Source organism: Arthrobacter sp. B10-11 (assembly GCF_033142195.1).
Taxonomy (GTDB): domain Bacteria; phylum Actinomycetota; class Actinomycetes; order Actinomycetales; family Micrococcaceae; genus Arthrobacter; species Arthrobacter oryzae_C.
This window is the reverse complement of sequence record NZ_JAWMTH010000004.1, coordinates 292,766-312,073: the sequence shown is the minus strand read 5'-3', so window position 1 is coordinate 312,073 and position 19,308 is coordinate 292,766. Positions and strand designations below refer to the sequence as shown.

Below are 19,308 nucleotides of genomic sequence, written 5' to 3'. Positions count from 1 at the left end.
TAAATCCGTACTGCGGAATTGTTTAACCGCAGAATGGAATCAAAATTCACGCCCGCGGTTACGCCGCGTTACACCTCGTCATCCCACGTGCCGGCGTCCTGCGCCGCCTCCTCGGGCTTGCGTTCCGCGTCCGGGTCGCCACTGCCAACGTACGACGCCGGGACGGTGCCGCCGGCCTGCGTCTGCTGTTCTTCGCGGATGTTCTTCGCCGCGCCCTTCTCCGGGTGGGGCTGCTGCCCGACGGTCTCCGGGTCGCCGGGGCCGATGAGGCCCGCCGGATCGGATGCTGCGTCCTGGGGTTCGGTCATGATGGCACCTTTCATTCGTGGAAAATCCAGCCTATGCCGCCGCCTTCATGCCGGCCAGATTCCGGACGTTCAACATCCCGAATAAGTCCGCATTTTTTGCGTGAATTCGCGGGAAAATAGGTGTACATCGGCTCTGGCGTTAGTGCAATAGCAGGGGGGAGGATTGTACTACCGGGCCACGAAAAGCCGTTGGCAGCGCCCGGAGTCAAGCCCCCGCAGGGACCGGGTGTGCTGTTTGAAAATGGGATGGGCAGGCCCGGCCGCAACCAGTTTTTTGATCGTGGCCGGCTGGCGCTGCCCGAAATGGTTCGCATCCTTCCTAGGAGCAAAAGAAATGTCCATCACTCCAACAATGAAAGCCGGCATCCGGGCAAGAATCGCTCTTGTCCCGATCGTGTCACTAGGTCTGCTTGGGGGTTCCGTGGCAATGGCTGCCCCGGTGCAGGCGGAAACTGAGCGGCACGGCTGTACCGTGGACCCCCTGGATCCACGTGACCTGCGCGGCAACAGGGTCGATTTCAGGATCAAGGTTGACTGCGACGGCAAGAAGACCGTCCAGATCCGCCAGCAGCGCTACGAAGACGAGCGCGGCCCGCGGCGCAGTGACGATTTCCTCGGCGCATCTCGGTTCACCGAAGAATTCGGCTGGCGCGACGGCGCCAGGACCATCCACAGTGTTGACCGTGTGCGCAACCTTGACAAGAGGGGCGCCGAAGAGGTCTACCACATCGTTTCCTTCCGCGTGAAGAAGAACAACGGCGAATGGACCGATTGGACCAAGTGGGAGAAGAGCGACGTCGTTGAGGTTCACCGCGGTCGGTGAACTGATCCTTTTCGCGATTCACACTGATGAGCCAGGGGCACGCCGCCCCTGGCTCTTCCGCGCTACAAAATCCAGCCGCACTGATGCCAATCAGAGAATTATCAGTATGCTTAGTAACTAACGTGCACAGGCCAGCGGATTGTCCGTGACGATGGCCAGGAGTTGTAAGTGGCTAGGAGCGATGGATGATGACAGAAGTTGCGAAAAAGCAAACCACGGAGCTGGTTTTGGGTGGCCGTTACCGATTGCTCGAACTCGTAGGCAGGGGGGCCGCGGCGGGCGTTTACCGCGGCCGCGATGAGTCCTTGGGGCGTGAGGTGGCCGTCAAGCTCTTCAACCGCCAAAGCGCGGACCCGGACGTGCTTGCCCGGCAGCAGGCCGAAATCAGGATCCTTGCATCGCTGAACCATCCGTCCCTGGTGACCTTGTTCGATGCCGGGTCCGAGTCGCCGGACTCCGGGGATGAGCGGGCATATGTGGTCATGGAGTACGTTGCCGGCCCCGACCTTCGCAGCCTCATCCGCACCAGCCCGCTCAGCATGGAGCAGGTGGCAACCATCGGTGCGGACCTTGCCTCCGCTTTGGACTATGTGCACAGCCACGGCGTCATCCACCGGGACGTCAAGCCGGGAAATGTCCTGCTGTTCGAGCCGACGGCCACCGCAGGCACCGGCCGCTGGCGGGCCAAGCTGGCGGATTTCGGCATTGCACGGATGCTGGAAGCGGACCGGCTGACCGTTACCGGCAGAACCGTGGGAACAGCCGCCTACCTGAGCCCCGAGCAGGCCATGGGGGAAGCCCTCACCGGAGCAAGCGATGTGTATTCGCTGGGTCTCGTCCTGCTTGAGTGCTTCACCGGGCAGGTGGAGTTCCCCGGGAACCACGTGGAGTCCGGCATTGCCAGGCTCCAGCGGGATCCCGTCATTCCGGAAACCCTCAGCAGGGGCTGGCAGCAGGTGCTGGCCCACATGACCGCAAGGCGCCCGGAAGACAGGCCGTCGCCGGCAGACGCCTCGGCACTGCTGCGCGAACTGGCACAGGAGACCCCCTTCCACCCGGCTTCAGTCGCCCGGCACGCCACCCCGCCCGGCGGGCACACCGCCCGTCACGCCAGCCTCACGCAGCCCCCTCGGCGGCGGAAGCTCAGCAAACGGGTAAGGGGAGCCGCCGGGGCCATACTGGCAGGCTCGCTCCTCCTCGGCTTCACCACCGCCACCTACGGAGGCGCTCCCGCGGCGCCGGCCCCGCCGGCAGGATCCCTCCACACGAATCCCCTCGATTACCATCTGGACGAGTTGGAAAAGACACTGACGCCATGACCCTGCGCACCACTGCCTCACCCCGCACCCTGCCCACCGTATTGAAGACGATTCTGCTGGCCGGCCTCCTGGCCTTCCTTCCCGGCTGCAGCCCGCAAGCATCGGAGCTTTCAGCCGATTCAGCAGCAGCCCTCAGCAGCAGCCTGGCCACCGTGCGCGCAGCGGCCGCAGCCAGCGACCCGGACGGCGCCCTGCGCGAACTGGAACGCCTCGAAGAACACGTAAAGGGTGAGGCCGCCAACGGCGGGATGACTTTCGCCAGGTTCCAGAGCATCAAGTCAGCACTTGATCTGGTGCGCACCGACCTCCAGGCCCTGGCCCAGGCGGCGGCAGACGCACGGGCCGCGGAAGCCGCGAAGCAGGAAGCCGCACCGGCACCGCAGCCCGCTCCGGCCGCACCGGCGCCCGCCGTCGCCCCATACGTTGCCGACCAGACACCAGCCGACGCCGCCCCGGACGAGCCAGACCCCGCCGTCCCGGACCATGCGCCGGGACAAGGCAACGGTAAGGCCAAGTCCGGGGAAGCCGCCCAAAAGGGCAAAGGCCCCTGAGGCGTAACTAGTTCGACGGCGAGGGCGTCGCCGAAGTCTCGGTCGGAGTCACGGTGACAGTCGCCGTCGTCGTTTCCGTAACGCTTGGCGTTGCGGTTCCGTCCGTCGGAGTGACAGTGACGGTCGACGTCGAGGTTCCGGTCGGCGTCGACGTGGCCGTTCCGGTGGAACCGCCCTCAGCCTTGTCGAGGACCGCGTTGACCAGTTCCTCCAGCTCCTCCTGATCGGCGTCGTTAAGGTCCGCCCCGCCCTTGGTGGCCACCACCAGCAGGCGGCCCTGGGCCGCGGAAACCTGCATCAGCATGTCCGAAGCGTTGCCTCCGCGGGTGCTGACCGTCGCAAAAGTTTCCTCGCCGTCGGTTTTGGCCTCCAGTTCCTTGCTGGCGACTTCGTAACGCTGCCCCAGGACCGAAAGCGTAAAGTTGCTGCACTGGTCCATCTTTCCGCTCACTTCATTGAGCAGGGCGACGGCGTCCGGACCGTCGGCTCCCGACTGGGCGGACAACGTCCGCGGCTGCTGGCTCTCCGAAATCGCAATGGCCACGTCACCGTTTTCGACCTGGTCCAGCAGGCCGGCCGTGGCGATTGCCTTGCAGTCCGCGGGCTCGGTGGTGGCGGCGCTCATCAGCAGGTTCGCGATGTTGCTGCCCTGCTCCACCTGGTCCTTGGAGTACAGCTTGAGCTCGCTGCCGTCCTTGTCGGACCGGCCGGAGATCAGCTCCCGGAGTTCATCTTCGCTGTAGACCTTGTCCTGCACCGCGCTGGTGGTGGCGGTGGCGGTAGGTGACGGGCTTTGCCCGCCTCCGCCCGTACAGGCGGCCAGGGCCAGCATCGCTGCGGCGGCAACGCCAAGAGCAGGAATCTTCTTCATGAGAACCACCCCTTCAGATAGCAAGCATGCTTATGGTTCCTAGGGTACTCCTTAAGGACCATGGACCTGGAGCCAATTCTTCCTACAATTTAAGTGGCGGCATGGGCGGCAACCAGCCGCGCCGGCCGCACCACAAGGAGGACCGCAATGGGTTTGGGTGACAGGATCCACAACGCCGCGGAAAGGCTTCACGGCAAGGGAAAGAAGGCCGCTGGCGAAGCCACCGGCAACGAGCGCTTGAGGGCCGAAGGCAGGGGCCGCGCAGTCAGGGCCGACCTCAAGCAGGCCGGCGAAAAGATCAGGCACGCCTTCAAGCGGCACTAAGACACACAACAGATACAGCGGGCGGCTCCGGCAAGGGGCCGTCCGCTTTTCTGCGCCCTGCCTACACAACAGTTGTCCATGGGAGCGGGCGGGCACGGATTGCTGCCTGAACCCTGGAAGAAGCTCAGCCGCCGGAAACGCGGCCCGGCAGCGCCGTGTAAAGATCGTCCAGGTCGTCTTTCTCCCAGCGCGGGACGCACCGTTCGGTGGAGGCTGCAACCGCGGTGACGGTGCTCCTGTTTTTGGCAGATTCTTCGACCGCGGTCAGGACGCGCTGGATCTGGAGCCCGTCGTCGAACGACGGCGACGGCTGGCTTCCGTCCCGGATCGCAAGGAGGAAGTCCCGGATCTGGTGGGTGAACGTGTGCTCCCACCCGATGATGTGGCCCTGCGGCCACCACGCTTCGAGGTACGGGTGCTCCGGCTCGTTCACGAGAATCCGCCGGAATCCCTGCTCCCGGACGGGCAGTCTGGCATCGAGGAAGTTCAGTTCGTTCAGGTTCTCGAGGTCAAACGTCAGCGAGCCGAGGGAACCGTAGATTTCGAGCTTGAGCGAGTTCTTTTGACCCGTGGCAACCCGGGATACCTCCACGGACGCGCTGATGTTCCCCGTCATGCCAAGGGTGGCCCAGGCGGCGTCGTCGACTGTCACTTTCTCCGCACCGCCAGGGCCGGGACGTTCGGTGACAAAAGTCCTCAACGTTCCGGTCACCTCAGTGACGGTTTGACCGGTGAGGTGCTGGACTTGGTCAATGGCGTGCGAGGCGATGTCACCCAACGCTCCGGATCCGGCCGTTTCCTTGCGGAGCCGCCAGGTCATGGGAGACTCGGCGTCGGAGAGCCAGTCCTGCAGGTAGGCGGCGCGGACGTGCCGGACAGTGCCCAGCCGGCCCTCTGCAATGAGCTCGCGTGCCAGTGCCAAAGCAGGGACACGGCGGTAGTTGAAGCCGATCATCGACTGCACACCCCGGGCCCGGGCTTCAGCCGCGGCTGCCATCATGGCCTCAGCCTCCGAGATGGTGTTCGCGAGCGGCTTTTCCACGAGGACGTGCTTACCGGCGGCCAGTGCAGCGATGGCGATTTCGGCGTGCATCCAGCCCGGGGTACAAATGTCCACGATGTCGATGTCGTCCCGTTCAATGACGGCACGCCAGTCCGTGGCGGACTCGGCCCAGCCATACTTGGCTGCGGCTTCGGCCACCTGGGTGGCATCCCGGCCTACGAGCACTTTCTGCTCGATGGCCGGGACGTCGAAGAAACTGGCCACGTTCCGCCACGCATTCGAATGGGCCTTTCCCATGAAGGCGTAACCAATGGCGGCCACGCCGAGCGGGGGCGAAACCGGCGAGGAAGGTTGGGACGAGTGTGCGGAGATGGTCATGTATTCGTTCCTAGAGAGTGAGTATTCTGCGAAAGTAGAGGGGCCTAGGCTTCCTCGAACCAGCCCCGTGCAGGGTTGGAGACCTCAGGTGTCTCCCGGAACCGCTCCGGCTGGGCCGCCCAAGCAACGCCGTTGGCGATGACCTTCTGGATTTGCGGCTGGTGGTACACCGGGTATTCCTGGTCGCCGGGACTGAAGTAGAAGATTCGGCCCTTTCCCCGGGAGAACGTCACGCCGGAGCGGAACACCTCGCCGCCGGCGAAGGAGCTGATGAAGATCAGGTCATCGGGTTCCGGAATATCGAACAGTTCTCCATACATCTCCTGCTTGGGGATGACGATGGGGCTTTCGATGCCGGCCGCGATCGGGTGGGAAGGCTTGACCGTCCACACGAGCTCGCGTTCGCCATCGTTGCGCCATTTCAGTGAGCAGGTGGTGCCCAGCAGTCTGGTAAAGATCTTGGCAAAGTGCCCGGAGTGCAGCACCACCAGGCCCATGCCTCCCAGCACGTGGCGCTGCACGCGTTCCACCACTTCGTCGCTGACTTCCTGGTGGGCGATGTGCCCCCACCACAGCAGGACGTCGGTCTGCTCCAGCACTTCCTCGGAGAGCCCGTGCTCGGGGTCGGCCAGGGTGGCTGTGGAGATTTCGGAGTCCGGGTAGTAGGCACGGAGCCCGGCGGCAATAGCGCCGTGGATCCCTTCCGGGTACATCTCGGACATGGTTTCCGGCTCGTTACGGGCCTCGTGGACGGCCTCGTTCCAGACGACGATGTTCAGTTTCTTGTCAGACATATCAGAGCACCACTTCACGTTTTTCGAGGGCGGATTTATAGCAGGCATCAAGAATCAGGGCGCGGCTGAGGGCAAGTGACCCATCGTGGCTTCCCCACACTGTCTCGCCGCCACGCACTGCGGCAACGAAGTCGTCGACGACGGCCTGATGGGCGCGGCCGGGTTCGGCCACCACTTCAAAGTCGGCATTTTCGCCGTCCTTTTCAGTGAAAACGTGCACGTCGGCCACGGGATTCTCGGAAGCGCCGACAGAGCGAAGCTCGGCACCGCCTTCGGTTCCGTAGACGGTGAAGTCCATCAGGTCCCGCTCGTCGCGGTAGCTGGCCCATCCGGCTTCCAGGATCAGCGTCCCGCCGCCCTCCAGCCGGATGAAGGCGGACGCGAAGTCTTCCACTTCGAACTTGTGGCTGGAGCTCGAGGCGGTGTAGCGGGCGTTGCCCCCAAGGCCGCGCGGACCGAGTTCGGAATGGGTCGAGGCCGAGACAGCCAGGACTTTGGGTTCGCCAAGGAGGTGCAGTGCGTAGTCCAGGACGTGCACACCGATGTCTGCCAACGGACCTCCGCCGGCGAGCTCCGGGTTGGTGAACCAGCTGCCCAGCATCGGAATGCCCTTGCGGCGGAGCCAGGAAGCTTTGGCGTAGTACGGGCGGCCCAGCGTGCCGTCGTCGATCACTTCCTTGAGGGCTTGGATGTCGCCGCGGCGGCGGTGGTTGAACGCGACGTCCAGGACCCGCCCGGCCTCGCGGGCTGCGTCCACCATCGCCTGCCCTTCCACGCCATTGCGGGCCAGCGGCTTTTCGCTCAGCACGTGCAACCCGCGCCCCAAGGCTGCAATCGAGATCGGTGCATGCAGGAAAGTGGGCACGGCGACACTGACGGCGTCGAGGCCCTCAAGCTCGATCATGTCTTCCCAGCGGGCGAAAGCATGAGGAATGCTGTACTCCTCCTTCAGCCGGGCAAGAAGTTCTGCTTCCATGCCCGCGACGGCGACAATTTCGACGCCGTCGATGTTGCTGTGCGCCTTGAGGTGCTGCTGGCCGGCCCAACCAATGCCTACAACTCCCACCTTGAGGGTTGCGGACGGGGCCTGCTGCTGAATGCTCACGTTGTTCCTGTTCTTTCTGTGATTCTGGTTGAAGTCTGTGGATGGGTCTGGCAGCCAGTGGTGGTTAGCCCTTGACGGCGCCGGCCGTCATGCCCGAAACAATGCGTTTCTGGCACACGAGCACAAGGATGACAAGCGGGACCGTGATGATCACTGACGCGGCGCTGATGGTGCCCAGTGGCTGGTCGAACTCGCTGGTTCCGCTGAAGAAGGCAATCGCGACCGGGACCGGGCGGGCCTCCGGCGAGGTGGTCAGGGTGACGGCAAGGAGGAATTCGTTCCAGACCGAGATGAACACCAGGATCGCTGTCGTGGCCAGGCCGGGGACCGCCAGGGGCAGGATGACTTTGCGGAAGGCCGTGAAAGGCGTGGCGCCATCCATGTACGCGGATTCCTCGAGTTCCCGCGGGATCTCCTTGAAGAAGGACGTCAGCGTGTAAATCGCCAGCGGCAAGGCGAACGTCAGCTTCGGGATGATGAGGCCAAGGAGTGTGTCGTACAGGCCGATTTCCCGCCAGATGGAGAACAACGGGGCCGCGATGGCGATGGCCGGGAAGGTTGTCACCGAGAGGATCAGCGTCAGGATCAAGGCCTTGCGGCGCATCTTCAGCCTGGCCAGGGCATAAGCAGCGAAAGATGCGAACACCAGTGCCACTGTGGTGGTGACGACGGCGATAATCACCGAGTTGCGCAGGGCCAGGAGGAACTCGGGGTTCTGGAATACCACAAGGTAGTTCTCAAAGGTGGGCTGGCTCGGGAACAGCTCGCCCCGGGACAGGCTCGCCCCCTTCTTGAGCGAGGTGTTGACCAGCCAGTAAAACGGGATGAGCGAGAAGCCCATGACGGCTACGACGAACACCCACACCAGGGGGTGCAGTTTCGCTTCGCCCCGGAGCCGACGCTTCGGTGCCCTGGGGCGCGTGGCGGGTTCCGCCGTCGGGCGTTCTGCAGTCAGCGTGCTCATTGTTCCTCCTTGGCTACTTCGCGGATGTTGCCGCCGGCAAAGCGGACGTAAATGACGGAGACCACCATGACGGTCAGGAAGGTCAGGATGGACAGCGCCGATCCTTCACCCACCAGCCGGTTTTCGCGCAGCTGGGTGTAGGCCAGCATCGACATGGACTCGGTGCCGTTGGCGCCGCGGGTGAGCACGAACGGCAGGTCGAAGACGCGCAGGGCATCCATGGTGCGGAAGATCGCCGCGAGGACGATTGCAGGACGCAAGAGCGGCAGGGTGATGTGTGCAAACGTCTGCCACTTGCTGGCGCCGTCGAGTTCTGCGGCCTCGTAGGTTTCGGAGGAGATGACCTGCAGGCCGGCCAGGATGATGAGTGCCGCGAACGGCGTGGTCTTCCAGACGTCGGCCAGAACGATCACGGCCATGGCGTATCCGTGCTCGCCGAGCCAGACGACGTCGCCGCCGGGCAGGCCGAGGGCGGCGAGGACGTTGGTTACCAGACCCATGTTTGGCTGGAACATCGTCTGCCAAGTGATGGCGCTGACTACGGTGATGATGGCATAGGGCAGCAGAACCACGGTGCGCAGGAGGGCGCGGCCCTTGAATGCGAGGTTGAGCAGCAAGGCCATGGCCGTACCGAGCACCAACTCCAAGGAGACCGAAAGTCCGGCGAAGAGGAAAGTCTGGCCGAAGGCAGCCCACCATTCAGGGCTGCTCAGGGCGGAGATGTAGTTCTCCAGACCGACGAATCGGGAGAGGCCTGCAGTGCGGACGCTGTACTGGTTCAGGGAGAGCCAGATCGCGTAGCCAATGGGGACCGCCGCCACCAGGGCCATGATGACCAGGGAGGGGGCGGTCATGCCGACCGCTAGCCGCCGCTCGGCCCGGTCGCGGCCGTTGACTCCGCGACCGGGAACAAGTGTTTTGAAGGCCATGTTCAGAAGCTCGCCTTGGCGGTGGTGATCTCCTCGGCCATCTTCTTCACGGCGTCCTCGGCCGAGGCAGTTCCGGAAAGGACGGCATATACGTTCTTGTAGATCGCCTGGGAGATCTGCGGGTAGACCGGGGAGATCGGGCGGGGCTTGGCACCTTTGACGGACGCGAGCAGTTCGGTGGCGAAGGGCATCTTTTGGAGAACCGCTGCATCAGAATAGGCGGCTTCATTGACCGGGGCCTGGGAGTAGTCCATGGCCACGTGCTTCTGCCATTCCGGCGTGGTGGCAAAGTCGATGAACGCCACGGCCCCGGACTGGTTCGTGGCGTGGGCGGAGATAGCCAGGTTCCAGCCACCCAGCACGCCGGATGCCTTGCCGCCTTCCCATGCCGGCAGAGGTGCCACGCCAAAGCTGCCGGCCAGGGAGGTGGCGTTGAGCAGGCGGTATACATGCGGCCAGTTGCGCTGGTAGCCGAAGTCGCCGGACTCATAAGCGAGACGGGCGGGGTCTTCGTTGTAGGTCAGGACGGCGCGGTCAGCTGCGCCGTCCTTGAGCCCGTTGCTCATGAAGTCGAGGACCTCGCGGGTCTCCGGCGAATCAATCGCCACCTCGCCCTTGTCGTCGAGTACTTCGCCGCCTGCGCTGTAGAGCATTTCGAGGAAGTTCACCGTCAGGCCCTCGTACTGCTTGCCCTGGTAGACGTAGCCGTTGCCGGGAGCTTTGGCTGCTTCTGCGTAGAGCTGCTGCCAGGTCTCAGGCTTGGCCACCTTGTCCTTCTGGTAGTAGACCAATCCGGCGTTCGTGAAGAACGGCGAGGCCCAGTACTTGTCCTGGTACTTGGTGGTCTCCACCGTGGAAGGAATGAGCCGGTCCTTGTTGGCCTCTACGAGCTTGGTCTGGTCCAGCAGCCAGCCCTGGGAGGCGAACTCGGAGGTCCAGATGACGTCCGTGAGGAAGATGTCGCATTCAGTGGACTTACCTTCGAGCCGCTGGACGATCTGGGTGCGGGCCTCGTCTGTGGTGGCGCCGATCTCGGTGTACTTGGCCGTGACCTTGCCGTTCGCCTTGGTGAATGCCTCCGCAGTGCCTTTGTAGATACCCGACGCGTCCTTGACGCCGCAGATGTTGACGCTGCCGCTGGCATTAGCGCCCGACGCCGGATCGGCAGCTGCCGCCTGTTCCGCACCCTGGGGTGCGGCTCCCCCGCCGCAACCGCTGATCAGGAGGCCCGCGGCGATGGCCGCTGCGGCGACAGTCACCAGGCGTGCCCGCAGGGAACCTGCGCGCAGTTCGGTCATGTGTGCGGATGTCTGTGATGTTGCGGTGTCCTCCTGGAGCGGAGAAGCAGGTCGATTCAAGTCCACAAGTGGCTCCTTTGGGGGTCTGTGGGCGGTGGGAAGGCCAAGGGGCGGCGGCTGCCGCGCACGCTGAACAGGGCTTCTTTGCCGATGGTTCATTGAATTTTGGAATCGATTCCAAAAACGCGAAAAATTTAGGGCCCTGCGGCCGTGGAATCGATTCCAAAATAGTGTGACAGGGACCACGCGAGGCTGTCAACCCTCTTTCTTCAGGTCTTGGTGGAGTCCCGCACCACGAGCTCATGCGGGAGGAAAGTCCGGCCGCGGCGGTGGGCGCCAGGCACGGTCATCCGTTCGAGGAGTTCGGCGAATGCCACACGGCCCATCTCATAGGCCGGCTGCCGGACCGTGGTCAGCTCCGGGACGCACATTTCGGCCTGGGCCGAGTCATCGAAACCTGCCACAGCGATGTCGCCAGGAACCCGCAACCCGGCGTCGGTGAGTTCACGGACGCACCCGGCCGCAACGATGTCAGTGCCGCAAAACACCGCATCCGGAAGGCTTCCTTTTTCCAGGAGCTTCCTTGCAAGGGTGCGACCGGAGTGGAAGCCGAAATTGCCTTCGGCGAACAGGATTCGGTCCGGTGCCAAGCCCGACTCGGTTAGCGCCTGACGAAAGCCTTCTTCGCGCAGCCGGCCCGAGCGGGCGCCTCTGTGGGCGAGCATGGCCAGCCTCTTGCCGCCGGTGTCGATCAGGTGTCGGGTGATGTCATAAGCGGCCTGACGGTCGTCGATGGACACGCCGAAAGCCGATTCGGCGTCGACGATCTCACAGACCTGAACGACACTCATCTGCTCGGCAACGGCATCAACCTCCTGATCCGACATCGTCGGAGAAAACAGCACCAGTCCGTCCACGGAGCCATTCCGCAGCATGTCCACCAGTTGCTGTTCGCGATCCAGGTCCCCGGACGTCGCTGCGATGAGGCTGACATAGCCCGAGTCCGCGGCGGCGTCGCCCACACCCCGGAAAACTTCACTGATCACCAAAGAGTCCAGGTTCTTGGCGAGGGCGAGGACGCGCATGGTCCGGTCGCGGCGAAGGTCCCTGGCCGAGGCAAGCGGCCGATAGCTGAGCTGACGGATCGCGGCATTGACCTTTTCCTTGCTCGACTCGCTGACAGCCGGGCTTCCGTTCAAAACGCGGGACACCGTCCCCACAGACACTCCCGCCGTTTTGGCGACGTCCTGTACTGTCGGCCGAGCCATTCGATTGTCCTTCCGCGACCAGTGACAATGGTCCTTGCCGCCATACCACTGCCGTGCCATACCGGCGTTCCTCAGCATAGTCGCAGGGGCGAGCGGCGATATCAGAGTCAAGCGGATCGGGCATGGCCCAGGTTTCGGCGCCGCGGTTGCGGCCCCGAACTCCCCCTTTTCCATATGCCTCATGCCCGCACCCGCCCGGTCCCCCTTGACTCGCACCCCCACCTTCCCTAAACTTTTCATAAAGCAGAATCTAAATTCCACAAAGCGGAATGTTTAGCCGAACCGGCAGAGGCAATCCAAGGGGAAGATAGATCAAAGCCCCTCCCCCGGAAGGACACCTACGATGACGTACACAGTGAACTGCTCCATCCTGCTGACGGAACTGCCGCTCCCGGAGCGGCCCGCCGCAGCGAAGGCCGCCGGCTTTGACGCCGTCGAATTCTGGTGGCCCTTCGAAACCTCCGTCCCCACCGACACCCAGGTCACCGAGTTTGAAAACGCCATCAAGGACGCCGGCGTTCAGCTCACCGGCCTGAACTTCAACGCCGGCAACATGCCCGGCGGCGACCGCGGCCTGGTCTCCTGGGTGGGCCGTGAAGGTGAGTTCAAGGACAACATCGACGTCGTCGCCGGAATCGGCGAGCGCCTCGGCTGCAAGGCCTTCAACGCCCTCTACGGCAACCGCCAGGACGAATTCACCCCGGAGGAGCAGGACGAACTGGCCGCCAGGAACCTGGCTGCCGCCGCAGCAGGAGTGGCCCGCATCGGCGGCACCGTCCTCCTGGAACCCGTGAGCGGCGCCCCCAGGTACCCGCTCCTCAAGGCCCGGGACGCCCTCGATGTCATCGCCCGGGTCAAGACGGAGTCAGGCGCGGAGAACATCAAGCTCCTTGCCGACTTCTACCACCTGGCCGTCAACGGCGACGACGTCGCAGCGGTCATCGAAAAGCACGCCAAGGACTTCGGCCACATCCAGATCGCCGACAACCCCGGCCGCGGGGCACCCGGAACCGGGCAGCTTCCCCTCGGCGAATGGATCGCCCGCAGCCGCGAACTCGGCTACGAGGGCTACATCGGCCTCGAATACAAGGAACCGCAGGAAACGGCTTTCAGCTGGGCCATCCGCCAACGCGTCTCCAAGTAGCTTTCGCCCCCACCCGCACCACCCGCCCAACTGACTGGCATTTAACGTCGCGAAGAGCCGTTTTGACGACGTTAACTGCGAGTTAGTTGGGTAAGCCTCCCCCAGACTTCAGAAAGAGAAACACAATGAGCAACGTTGCAGTCATCGGCCTCGGAATCATGGGCCTGCCCATGGCCATCAACCTCGTCAAGGCCGGCCACACCGTCACCGGCTTCAACCGCAGCCAGGACAAGATCGACAAGCTGGTCTCCGAAGGCGGCAAGGGCGCCACCAGCATCGCGGACGCCGTCAAGGACGCCGACGTCGTCATCACCATGGTGCCGGACTCCCCCGATGTTGAGGGTGTGGTCAGCGGCAAGGACGGCGTGTTCGCGAACGCCAAGCAGGGCACCCTGTGGATCGACGCGTCCAGCATCCGCCCCGATGTCGCCAAGCGGCTCTCCGAGGACGCCGTCGCAGCCGGCATCCGCCCGCTCGACGCCCCGGTTTCCGGCGGCGAACAGGGCGCCATCGACGCCGCACTCTCCATCATGGTGGGCGGCGACGCGGCAGACTTCGAGGCCGCGCAGGACGTCCTCAACGCCGTCGGCAAGACCATCGTCCACGTCGGCCCGTCCGGCTCCGGCCAGACCGTGAAGGCAGCCAACCAGCTGATCGTGGCCGTGAACATCGAGGTCCTCGGCGAGGCCATCGCCTTCCTGGAGGCCTACGGCGTGGACACCGACGCCGCCCTCAAGGTCCTCGGCGGCGGCCTGGCCGGCTCCAAGGTCCTGGACCAGAAGGGCCAGAAGATGCTGGACCGCAACTTCGACCCCGGCTTCCGCCTGGCCCTGCACCACAAGGACCTCGGCATCGTCACCTCGGCCGCCCGCGAAGCCAATGTCGCCATCCCGCTCGGCGCCGTCGTCGCACAGCTCGTCGCCGCCACCGTCAACCAGGGCGACGGCGGCCTGGACCACTCGGGACTCTTCAAGCAGGTCCTCCAGCTCAGCGGCCGGAAGTAAGCCAGCCGCCCCCGGAGTTTTTGTCCAGATAATCGGTCGAAACGGCCCTCTATCTCCCGATATCTGGACAAAAACTCGCTTCAGCACACCAAAAACAGTCCGGACAGGCTCGGACGCCGGGCCTTCCTTCAGCACACCCAAAAACAGACTTCCCAAGGAGTACCCAATGACCAAGATGCGCACCGTAGACGCTGCCGTCGCGATCCTGGAAAAGGAGGGCGCCACCGAGGCGTTCGGCCTGCCAGGCGCGGCGATCAACCCCTTCTATTCGGCCATGCGGAACCACGGCGGCATCCGCCACACGCTGGCCCGCCACGTCGAAGGCGCCAGCCACATGGCGGACGGCTACTCCCGTGCCGCCGACGGCAACATCGGCATCTGCATCGGCACCTCCGGGCCGGCCGGCACGGACATGATCACCGGCCTGTACGCCGCCTGGGCCGATTCCATCCCCATGCTCTGCATCACCGGCCAGGCCCCCGTGGCCAAGCTGCACAAGGAAGACTTCCAGGCCGTGGACATCGAGTCCATCGCCAAGCCCGTGACCAAGATGGCCATGACCATCCTGGAGCCCGGCCAGGTTCCCGGCGCCTTCCAGAAGGCCTTCCAGCTGATGCGCTCCGGCCGGCCCGGCCCGGTCCTGCTGGACCTGCCGATCGACGTGCAGCTGGCCGAGATCGAATTCGACATCGACACCTACGAGCCGCTGCCCGTGGAGAAGCCGAAGGCCTCCCGCAAGCAGCTGGCAAAGGCCCTGGACATGCTGACGGCCGGCGAACGCCCGCTGATCGTTGCCGGCGGCGGCATCATCAACGCCGGCGCCTCCGAGCAGCTGGTGGAACTGGCCGAACTGCTGGGCGTTCCGGTCATCCCCACCCTGATGGGCTGGGGCGCCATCTCCGACGACCACCCCCTGATGGCCGGCATGGTGGGCCTGCAGACCAGCCACCGCTACGGCAACGAGAACTACCTGCGCAGCGACTTCGTGATCGGCATCGGCAACCGCTGGGCCAACCGCCACACCGGCGGGCTGGACACCTACACGGCCGGCCGCACGTTCGTGCACATTGACATCGAGCCCACCCAGATCGGCCGTGTGTTCTCCCCGGACCTGGGCATCGCGTCCGACGCCGGTGCGGCGCTGGCCGGGCTGATCGAGCTGGCCCGCGAACGCCGTGAGGCCGGGTCCCTGCCGGACTACTCCGCCTGGGCAGCCGAATGCGCCGAACGCAAAGCCACCCTGCACCGCAAGACGCACTTCGAGAACATCCCCATCAAGCCGCAGCGCGTGTACGAGGAGATGAACAAGTCCTTCGGCAAGGACACCACCTACGTGTCCACCATCGGCCTGTCCCAGATCGCCGGCGCCCAGATGCTGCACGTGTTCGGCCCGCGCAGGTGGATCAACGCCGGCCAGGCCGGCCCCCTGGGCTGGACCGCCCCCGCCGCCCTGGGCGTGGTCCGCGGCAGGCCGGACGAGACCGTTGTGGCCCTGTCCGGTGACTACGACTTCCAGTTCATGATCGAGGAACTGGCCGTGGGCGCGCAGTTCAACCTGCCGTACATCCACGTGGTGGTCAACAACTCCTACCTGGGCCTGATCCGCCAGTCCCAGCGCGGCTTCAACATGGAGCAGAACGTCTCTCTGGCCTTCGAGAACATCAACAGCACCGATCTCTCGGCCACCGCCAGCGGCTACGGCGTGGACCACATCAAGGTGGCCGAGGGCCTGGGCTGCAAGGCCGTCCGGGTGGAGGACCCCAGCGACCTGGCGTCCGCCTTCGACAAGGCCAAGGCGCTGGCCGGCGAGTTCAAGGTTCCCGTGGTGGTGGAAGTGATCCTGGAAAAGATCACCAACATCTCCATGGGCGTGGAAATCAACGCGGTGAACGAGTTCGAGGAACTGGCCGAGTCCAGCGCCGACGCGCCCACCGCCATCCTGGCAATGCAGGCCTAATCATGCGGATCGTGATCGCCCCGGACAAGTTCAAGGGCTCGCTGTCCGCCCCGGACGTGGCCCGGCACCTGGATGCCGGGCTGCAGTCCGCAACCGGCCACAACCTTGACGTCCTCCGGATTCCGGTGGCCGACGGCGGCGAGGGCACCCTCGACGCCGCCGTCGGCTCCGGCTTCACCCGCCGGAGCGCCGTGGTCAGCGGCCCCACCGGGCAGCCGCTCCGGGCAGAGTTTGCGGTCCGCGGCCGGGAAGCGGTCATCGAAATGGCTGCGGCGTCCGGCCTCGCCGTCCTCCCCGGCGGCACCTTGGACGCCAAGGGAGCCACCAGCCTGGGCACCGGGGAACTGATCCGGGCAGCGCTCGACGCCGGATGCCGGCAGATCATCCTGGGCGTCGGCGGGAGCGCCAACACCGACGGCGGCGCCGGCGTCCTGCAGGGACTCGGCGCACAGCTCCTGGACACGGAAGGCAACGAACTGCCGCCCGGCGGTGCGGCCCTGGCCAGGCTGCACCGGATCGACTTTTCCGGCTTCGACGCCCGGCTGGACGAGGCACGCTTCGTCCTCGCCAGCGATGTGGACAACCCGCTGTTGGGAACCGAAGGCGCCCCGGCGGTCTTCGGCCCGCAGAAGGGCGCCACACCGGAGGACGTGGCAACCCTGGACGCCGCACTGCAGCACTTCGTGGACGTCCTCGCCGCAGAGATCGGACCCCGCGCGCTGAAGGCCGCGGACGCACCGGGCGCCGGGGCGGCGGGCGGCGTGGGCTACGCCGCCATCGCGGTCCTGGCCGCGACGCGCAGGCCGGGCATCGACGTCGTGCTTGAATTCACCGGGCTCGCTGACCGGCTGGCTGGCGCGGACCTGGTGATTACCGGCGAAGGGAGCCTGGACGAACAGAGCCTGCTCGGCAAAACGCCCATGGGCGTGGCCCGCGCGGCCGCCCGCGCCGGTGTCCCGGTGGTGGCCGTCTGCGGCCGCACCACCCTGACGCCGTCGCAGCAGACGGATTCAGGATTCCGGCAGGTCTACCCGCTGACCTCGCTGGAGGCCAAGGTAGAAATATGTATAGCCGAAGCAGGACCCCTGCTTGAACAATTGGGAAAGCACATCGGCGCGGCACTGGCGGACCTGACCCAGGCGGCCACCGCACCGGAGAACAGCGCCCGCACTAAGGAGCCCCTCAATGTCTGAAGAACGCTTTGACCTCGTCATCCGGGGCCAGCGCATCCTCACCACCGCCGGCATCGCCGCGCGTGAAGTGGGCGTGCGCGGCGGCAAGATCGTCGCCATCGAACCGCTCGGCAACGCCCTGTCCGGCGACGCCCTGATTGAACTCGCCGACGACGAAACCCTCATCCCCGGCCTGGTGGACACCCACGTCCACGTCAACGAGCCCGGCCGCACCGAGTGGGAGGGGTTCGCCTCCGCCACCCGGGCCGCGGCAGCCGGCGGCGTCACCACCATCATCGACATGCCGCTGAACTCCATCCCGCCCACCACCACGGTGGAAGGCCTCAAACTCAAGCGCGAGGTGGCCGAGGACCAGGCGTTTGTGGACGTCGGGTTCTGGGGCGGGGCCGTCCCGGGCAACAAGGCGGACCTGCGCCCGCTGCACGACGAGGGCGTCTTCGGTTTCAAGTGCTTCCTGCTGCACTCCGGCGTGGACGAGTTCCCCCACCTGGAAGCGGACGAGATGGAAGAGGACATGGCCGAGCTCAAGTCCTTCGACTCGCTCATGATCGTCCACGCGGAAGACTCCCACGCAATCGACCGCGCACCGCACCCGGGCGGCGACCACTACGCCACGTTCCTGGCCTCCCGCCCGCGCGGCGCCGAGAACAAGGCCATCGCCGAGGTGATCGAACGGGCCCGCTGGACCGGCGCCCGCGCCCATATCCTGCACCTGTCCTCGTCCGACGCGCTGCCGATGATCGCGTCCGCCAAGCGCGACGGCGTGCACCTCACGGTGGAAACCTGCCCGCACTACCTCACGCTCATGGCCGAAGAGATTCCGGACGGCGCCACCGCCTACAAGTGCTGCCCGCCCATCCGCGAGGCCTCCAACCGCGAGCTGCTGTGGCAGGGCCTGCAGGACGGCACCATCGACTGCATCGTCTCCGACCACTCCCCGTCCACCCTCGACCTGAAGGACCTGGAAAACGGCGACTTCGCCGTCGCCTGGGGCGGCGTTTCCTCACTCCAGCTGGGCCTGTCCCTGATCTGGAGCGAAGCACGGCACCGCGGCATCCCGCTGGAGCAGGTGGTGTCCTGGATGGCCGAGAAGCCCGCCGCCCTGGCGCGCCTCTCCAACAAGGGCCAGCTGGCGCTCGGTTACGACGCGGACTTCTCCGTGTTCGCCCCGGACGAGGCCTTCGTGGTGGACGTCTCCAAGCTCAAGCACAAGAACCCGATCACGCCCTACGACGGCAAGGCGCTTTCCGGTGTGGTGCGGAAGACATTCCTGCGCGGTCATGAAATCGACGGCAAGACCCCCGGCGGCAAGCTCATCCGCCGCGGCGGCGTCTGAGGCACCACGCTATGGCAGTCCAGGTACATTCCCCGCGCGGCATATGTGCCAGCCCGGCCGAGCCGGGGCCGCAGCTCAAAGCCCATGGCCTGGCCGTCTGGGTAACTCCGGACGACGTGCAGGACATTGACGACGCCGTGATGGCGCGCGCTGCGGAACTATTGCTGGCGCGTGCCCTGAAGATTGCTCCGGAGGCGGAAGTCCACGTCCGGCCCGCCGCCGGAGCTCCAACCTCCGCTGCCCATGCTGCCCCGCCGGGGGGACCGCAAGGGGCCACCGGCAGCGGAACCCCCGTGCCGTCGTCGTCCGTTCCGGAGGACTCCCCGGAAGAGGGCGACGACGGCACAACCCACGTCCTGCCGTCGGCCGGTCCGGCGAGCCTGGTGTCCGTGGACCTTGCCGCCGGCGAGGTCAGGCTGGACGGGATGCAGGTGGCGCTGACCGGCGTCGAGTTCAAGCTGCTGCGCTACCTCGTGGAGAACTGTTCGCGGGCCATCAGCCGGGAGGAACTGCGGCTGTTCCTGGAATCGTTCGATTCACCGGCGGCGGCCTCGCGTTCCATCGATGTGTACGTGGGCAGGGTGCGGCGGAAGCTGCGCCGCGGCCGGCACGCGATCGCCACGGTGCGGGGCGGCGGCTACCAGTTCGTCCCCGGCCCCCACACGAAAGTGCGCGGACCCGCGGAATACTGCATCTGAACCGGCGGTTGTTCCAGTAATACGTCCGCTTCCCAACACGC

The 19,308-nt window shown here is 65.3% G+C and carries 19 protein-coding genes; 10 read left to right on the top strand and 9 right to left on the bottom strand.

Annotated features, from left to right (window positions below):
• Positions 1 to 68: 68 nt before the first annotated feature.
• On the bottom strand, positions 69 to 308 hold the full coding sequence (locus RW112_RS14515) for a hypothetical protein (protein WP_317782453.1): 240 nt from the start codon (positions 306 to 308) through the stop codon (positions 69 to 71).
• 421 nt (positions 309 to 729) lie between these two features.
• On the opposite strand from RW112_RS14515, the gene RW112_RS14510 reads away from it, so the two are divergent.
• The 3 genes from RW112_RS14510 to RW112_RS14500 all read left to right on the top strand — a co-directional run bounded on the left by RW112_RS14510 (position 730) and on the right by RW112_RS14500 (position 3,001).
• Positions 730 to 1,131, top strand: coding sequence for a hypothetical protein (locus RW112_RS14510; RefSeq protein WP_317782452.1), 402 nt, complete (start codon positions 730 to 732; stop codon positions 1,129 to 1,131).
• A 185-nt stretch (positions 1,132 to 1,316) separates the two neighbouring features.
• On the top strand, positions 1,317 to 2,450 hold the full coding sequence (locus RW112_RS14505; protein ID WP_317782451.1) for a serine/threonine-protein kinase: 1,134 nt from the start codon (positions 1,317 to 1,319) through the stop codon (positions 2,448 to 2,450).
• Positions 2,447 to 3,001: a mucin-associated surface protein gene (locus tag RW112_RS14500; protein WP_317782450.1), complete on the top strand. Its 555-nt coding sequence runs from the start codon at positions 2,447 to 2,449 to the stop codon at positions 2,999 to 3,001. The genes RW112_RS14505 and RW112_RS14500 overlap by 4 nt, the downstream gene beginning before the upstream one ends.
• 7 nt (positions 3,002 to 3,008) lie before the next feature.
• On the opposite strand, the gene RW112_RS14495 is transcribed toward RW112_RS14500, so the two are convergent.
• Entirely contained in the window at positions 3,009 to 3,872 is an 864-nt protein-coding gene (locus tag RW112_RS14495) for a hypothetical protein (RefSeq protein ID WP_317782449.1), read from the bottom strand.
• Between the two features lie 147 nt (positions 3,873 to 4,019).
• Here RW112_RS14495 and RW112_RS14490 point away from each other — a divergent pair, with 147 nt between their 5' ends.
• Entirely contained in the window at positions 4,020 to 4,196 is a 177-nt protein-coding gene (locus tag RW112_RS14490; RefSeq protein WP_317782448.1) for a CsbD family protein, read from the top strand.
• 124 nt (positions 4,197 to 4,320) lie between these two features.
• Here the strand turns inward: RW112_RS14490 and RW112_RS14485 are convergent, their stop codons facing one another.
• From RW112_RS14485 to RW112_RS14455, 7 genes are all read right to left on the bottom strand, one after another.
• Entirely contained in the window at positions 4,321 to 5,577 is a 1,257-nt protein-coding gene (locus RW112_RS14485; protein ID WP_317782447.1) for a Gfo/Idh/MocA family oxidoreductase, read from the bottom strand.
• Between the two features lie 44 nt (positions 5,578 to 5,621).
• Entirely contained in the window at positions 5,622 to 6,371 is a 750-nt protein-coding gene (locus RW112_RS14480) for a ThuA domain-containing protein (protein WP_317782446.1), read from the bottom strand.
• A 1-nt stretch (position 6,372) separates the two neighbouring features.
• Positions 6,373 to 7,476 carry a Gfo/Idh/MocA family oxidoreductase gene (locus RW112_RS14475; protein ID WP_317782445.1) on the bottom strand — a complete coding sequence of 368 codons (1,104 nt, stop codon included), beginning with the start codon at positions 7,474 to 7,476 and terminating at the stop codon, positions 6,373 to 6,375.
• 64 nt (positions 7,477 to 7,540) lie between these two features.
• On the bottom strand, positions 7,541 to 8,440 hold the full coding sequence (locus RW112_RS14470; RefSeq protein ID WP_305942461.1) for a carbohydrate ABC transporter permease: 900 nt from the start codon (positions 8,438 to 8,440) through the stop codon (positions 7,541 to 7,543).
• Positions 8,437 to 9,369, bottom strand: coding sequence for a sugar ABC transporter permease (locus RW112_RS14465; RefSeq protein WP_317782444.1), 933 nt, complete (start codon positions 9,367 to 9,369; stop codon positions 8,437 to 8,439). Before RW112_RS14465 ends, RW112_RS14470 begins: the two co-directional genes overlap by 4 nt.
• 2 nt (positions 9,370 to 9,371) lie before the next feature.
• Positions 9,372 to 10,733, bottom strand: a complete 1,362-nt coding sequence (locus RW112_RS14460; protein WP_317782443.1) for an ABC transporter substrate-binding protein — start codon at positions 10,731 to 10,733, stop codon at positions 9,372 to 9,374.
• A 203-nt stretch (positions 10,734 to 10,936) separates the two neighbouring features.
• Positions 10,937 to 11,935 (bottom strand): LacI family DNA-binding transcriptional regulator, encoded by a 999-nt coding sequence (locus RW112_RS14455; protein ID WP_317782442.1) that lies wholly within the window; start codon positions 11,933 to 11,935, stop codon positions 10,937 to 10,939.
• Between the two features lie 343 nt (positions 11,936 to 12,278).
• Between RW112_RS14455 and RW112_RS14450 the strand changes: the two genes are divergently transcribed.
• The 6 genes from RW112_RS14450 (at position 12,279) to RW112_RS14425 (ending at position 19,267) form a co-directional block, all read left to right on the top strand.
• Positions 12,279 to 13,079: a hydroxypyruvate isomerase family protein gene (locus tag RW112_RS14450; RefSeq protein ID WP_317782441.1), complete on the top strand. Its 801-nt coding sequence runs from the start codon at positions 12,279 to 12,281 to the stop codon at positions 13,077 to 13,079.
• A gap of 125 nt (positions 13,080 to 13,204) precedes the next feature.
• On the top strand, positions 13,205 to 14,083 hold the full coding sequence (locus RW112_RS14445; RefSeq protein WP_317782440.1) for a 2-hydroxy-3-oxopropionate reductase: 879 nt from the start codon (positions 13,205 to 13,207) through the stop codon (positions 14,081 to 14,083).
• Between the two features lie 166 nt (positions 14,084 to 14,249).
• Positions 14,250 to 16,040 (top strand): glyoxylate carboligase, encoded by a 1,791-nt coding sequence (gcl, locus tag RW112_RS14440; RefSeq protein WP_317782439.1) that lies wholly within the window; start codon positions 14,250 to 14,252, stop codon positions 16,038 to 16,040.
• Between the two features lie 2 nt (positions 16,041 to 16,042).
• Positions 16,043 to 17,233, top strand: a complete 1,191-nt coding sequence (locus RW112_RS14435) for a glycerate kinase (protein ID WP_317782438.1) — start codon at positions 16,043 to 16,045, stop codon at positions 17,231 to 17,233.
• Positions 17,226 to 18,569 carry an allantoinase AllB gene (gene allB, locus RW112_RS14430; protein ID WP_317782437.1) on the top strand — a complete coding sequence of 448 codons (1,344 nt, stop codon included), beginning with the start codon at positions 17,226 to 17,228 and terminating at the stop codon, positions 18,567 to 18,569. Before RW112_RS14435 ends, allB begins: the two co-directional genes overlap by 8 nt.
• An 11-nt stretch (positions 18,570 to 18,580) precedes the next feature.
• Positions 18,581 to 19,267, top strand: coding sequence for a winged helix-turn-helix domain-containing protein (locus tag RW112_RS14425; RefSeq protein ID WP_317782436.1), 687 nt, complete (start codon positions 18,581 to 18,583; stop codon positions 19,265 to 19,267).
• Positions 19,268 to 19,308: the final 41 nt, after the last annotated feature.

Bases quoted from the DNA above. Each gene is read 5' to 3' on its own strand.
- RW112_RS14495 (WP_317782449.1), bottom strand. From the start codon at position 3,872: ATGAAGAAGATTCCTGCTCTTGGCGTTGCCGCCGCAGCGATGCTGGCC.
- RW112_RS14465 (WP_317782444.1), bottom strand. From the start codon at position 9,369: ATGGCCTTCAAAACACTTGTTCCCGGTCGCGGAGTCAACGGCCGCGAC.
- RW112_RS14490 (WP_317782448.1), top strand. From the start codon at position 4,020: ATGGGTTTGGGTGACAGGATCCACAACGCCGCGGAAAGGCTTCACGGC.
- RW112_RS14485 (WP_317782447.1), bottom strand. From the start codon at position 5,577: ATGACCATCTCCGCACACTCGTCCCAACCTTCCTCGCCGGTTTCGCCC.
- gcl (WP_317782439.1), top strand. From the start codon at position 14,250: ATGACCAAGATGCGCACCGTAGACGCTGCCGTCGCGATCCTGGAAAAG.
- RW112_RS14455 (WP_317782442.1), bottom strand. From the start codon at position 11,935: ATGGCTCGGCCGACAGTACAGGACGTCGCCAAAACGGCGGGAGTGTCT.
- RW112_RS14515 (WP_317782453.1), bottom strand. From the start codon at position 308: ATGACCGAACCCCAGGACGCAGCATCCGATCCGGCGGGCCTCATCGGC.
- RW112_RS14435 (WP_317782438.1), top strand. From the start codon at position 16,043: ATGCGGATCGTGATCGCCCCGGACAAGTTCAAGGGCTCGCTGTCCGCC.
- RW112_RS14480 (WP_317782446.1), bottom strand. From the start codon at position 6,371: ATGTCTGACAAGAAACTGAACATCGTCGTCTGGAACGAGGCCGTCCAC.
- RW112_RS14450 (WP_317782441.1), top strand. From the start codon at position 12,279: ATGACGTACACAGTGAACTGCTCCATCCTGCTGACGGAACTGCCGCTC.
- RW112_RS14425 (WP_317782436.1), top strand. From the start codon at position 18,581: ATGGCAGTCCAGGTACATTCCCCGCGCGGCATATGTGCCAGCCCGGCC.
- RW112_RS14505 (WP_317782451.1), top strand. From the start codon at position 1,317: ATGATGACAGAAGTTGCGAAAAAGCAAACCACGGAGCTGGTTTTGGGT.
- allB (WP_317782437.1), top strand. From the start codon at position 17,226: ATGTCTGAAGAACGCTTTGACCTCGTCATCCGGGGCCAGCGCATCCTC.
- RW112_RS14500 (WP_317782450.1), top strand. From the start codon at position 2,447: ATGACCCTGCGCACCACTGCCTCACCCCGCACCCTGCCCACCGTATTG.
- RW112_RS14470 (WP_305942461.1), bottom strand. From the start codon at position 8,440: ATGAGCACGCTGACTGCAGAACGCCCGACGGCGGAACCCGCCACGCGC.
- RW112_RS14445 (WP_317782440.1), top strand. From the start codon at position 13,205: ATGAGCAACGTTGCAGTCATCGGCCTCGGAATCATGGGCCTGCCCATG.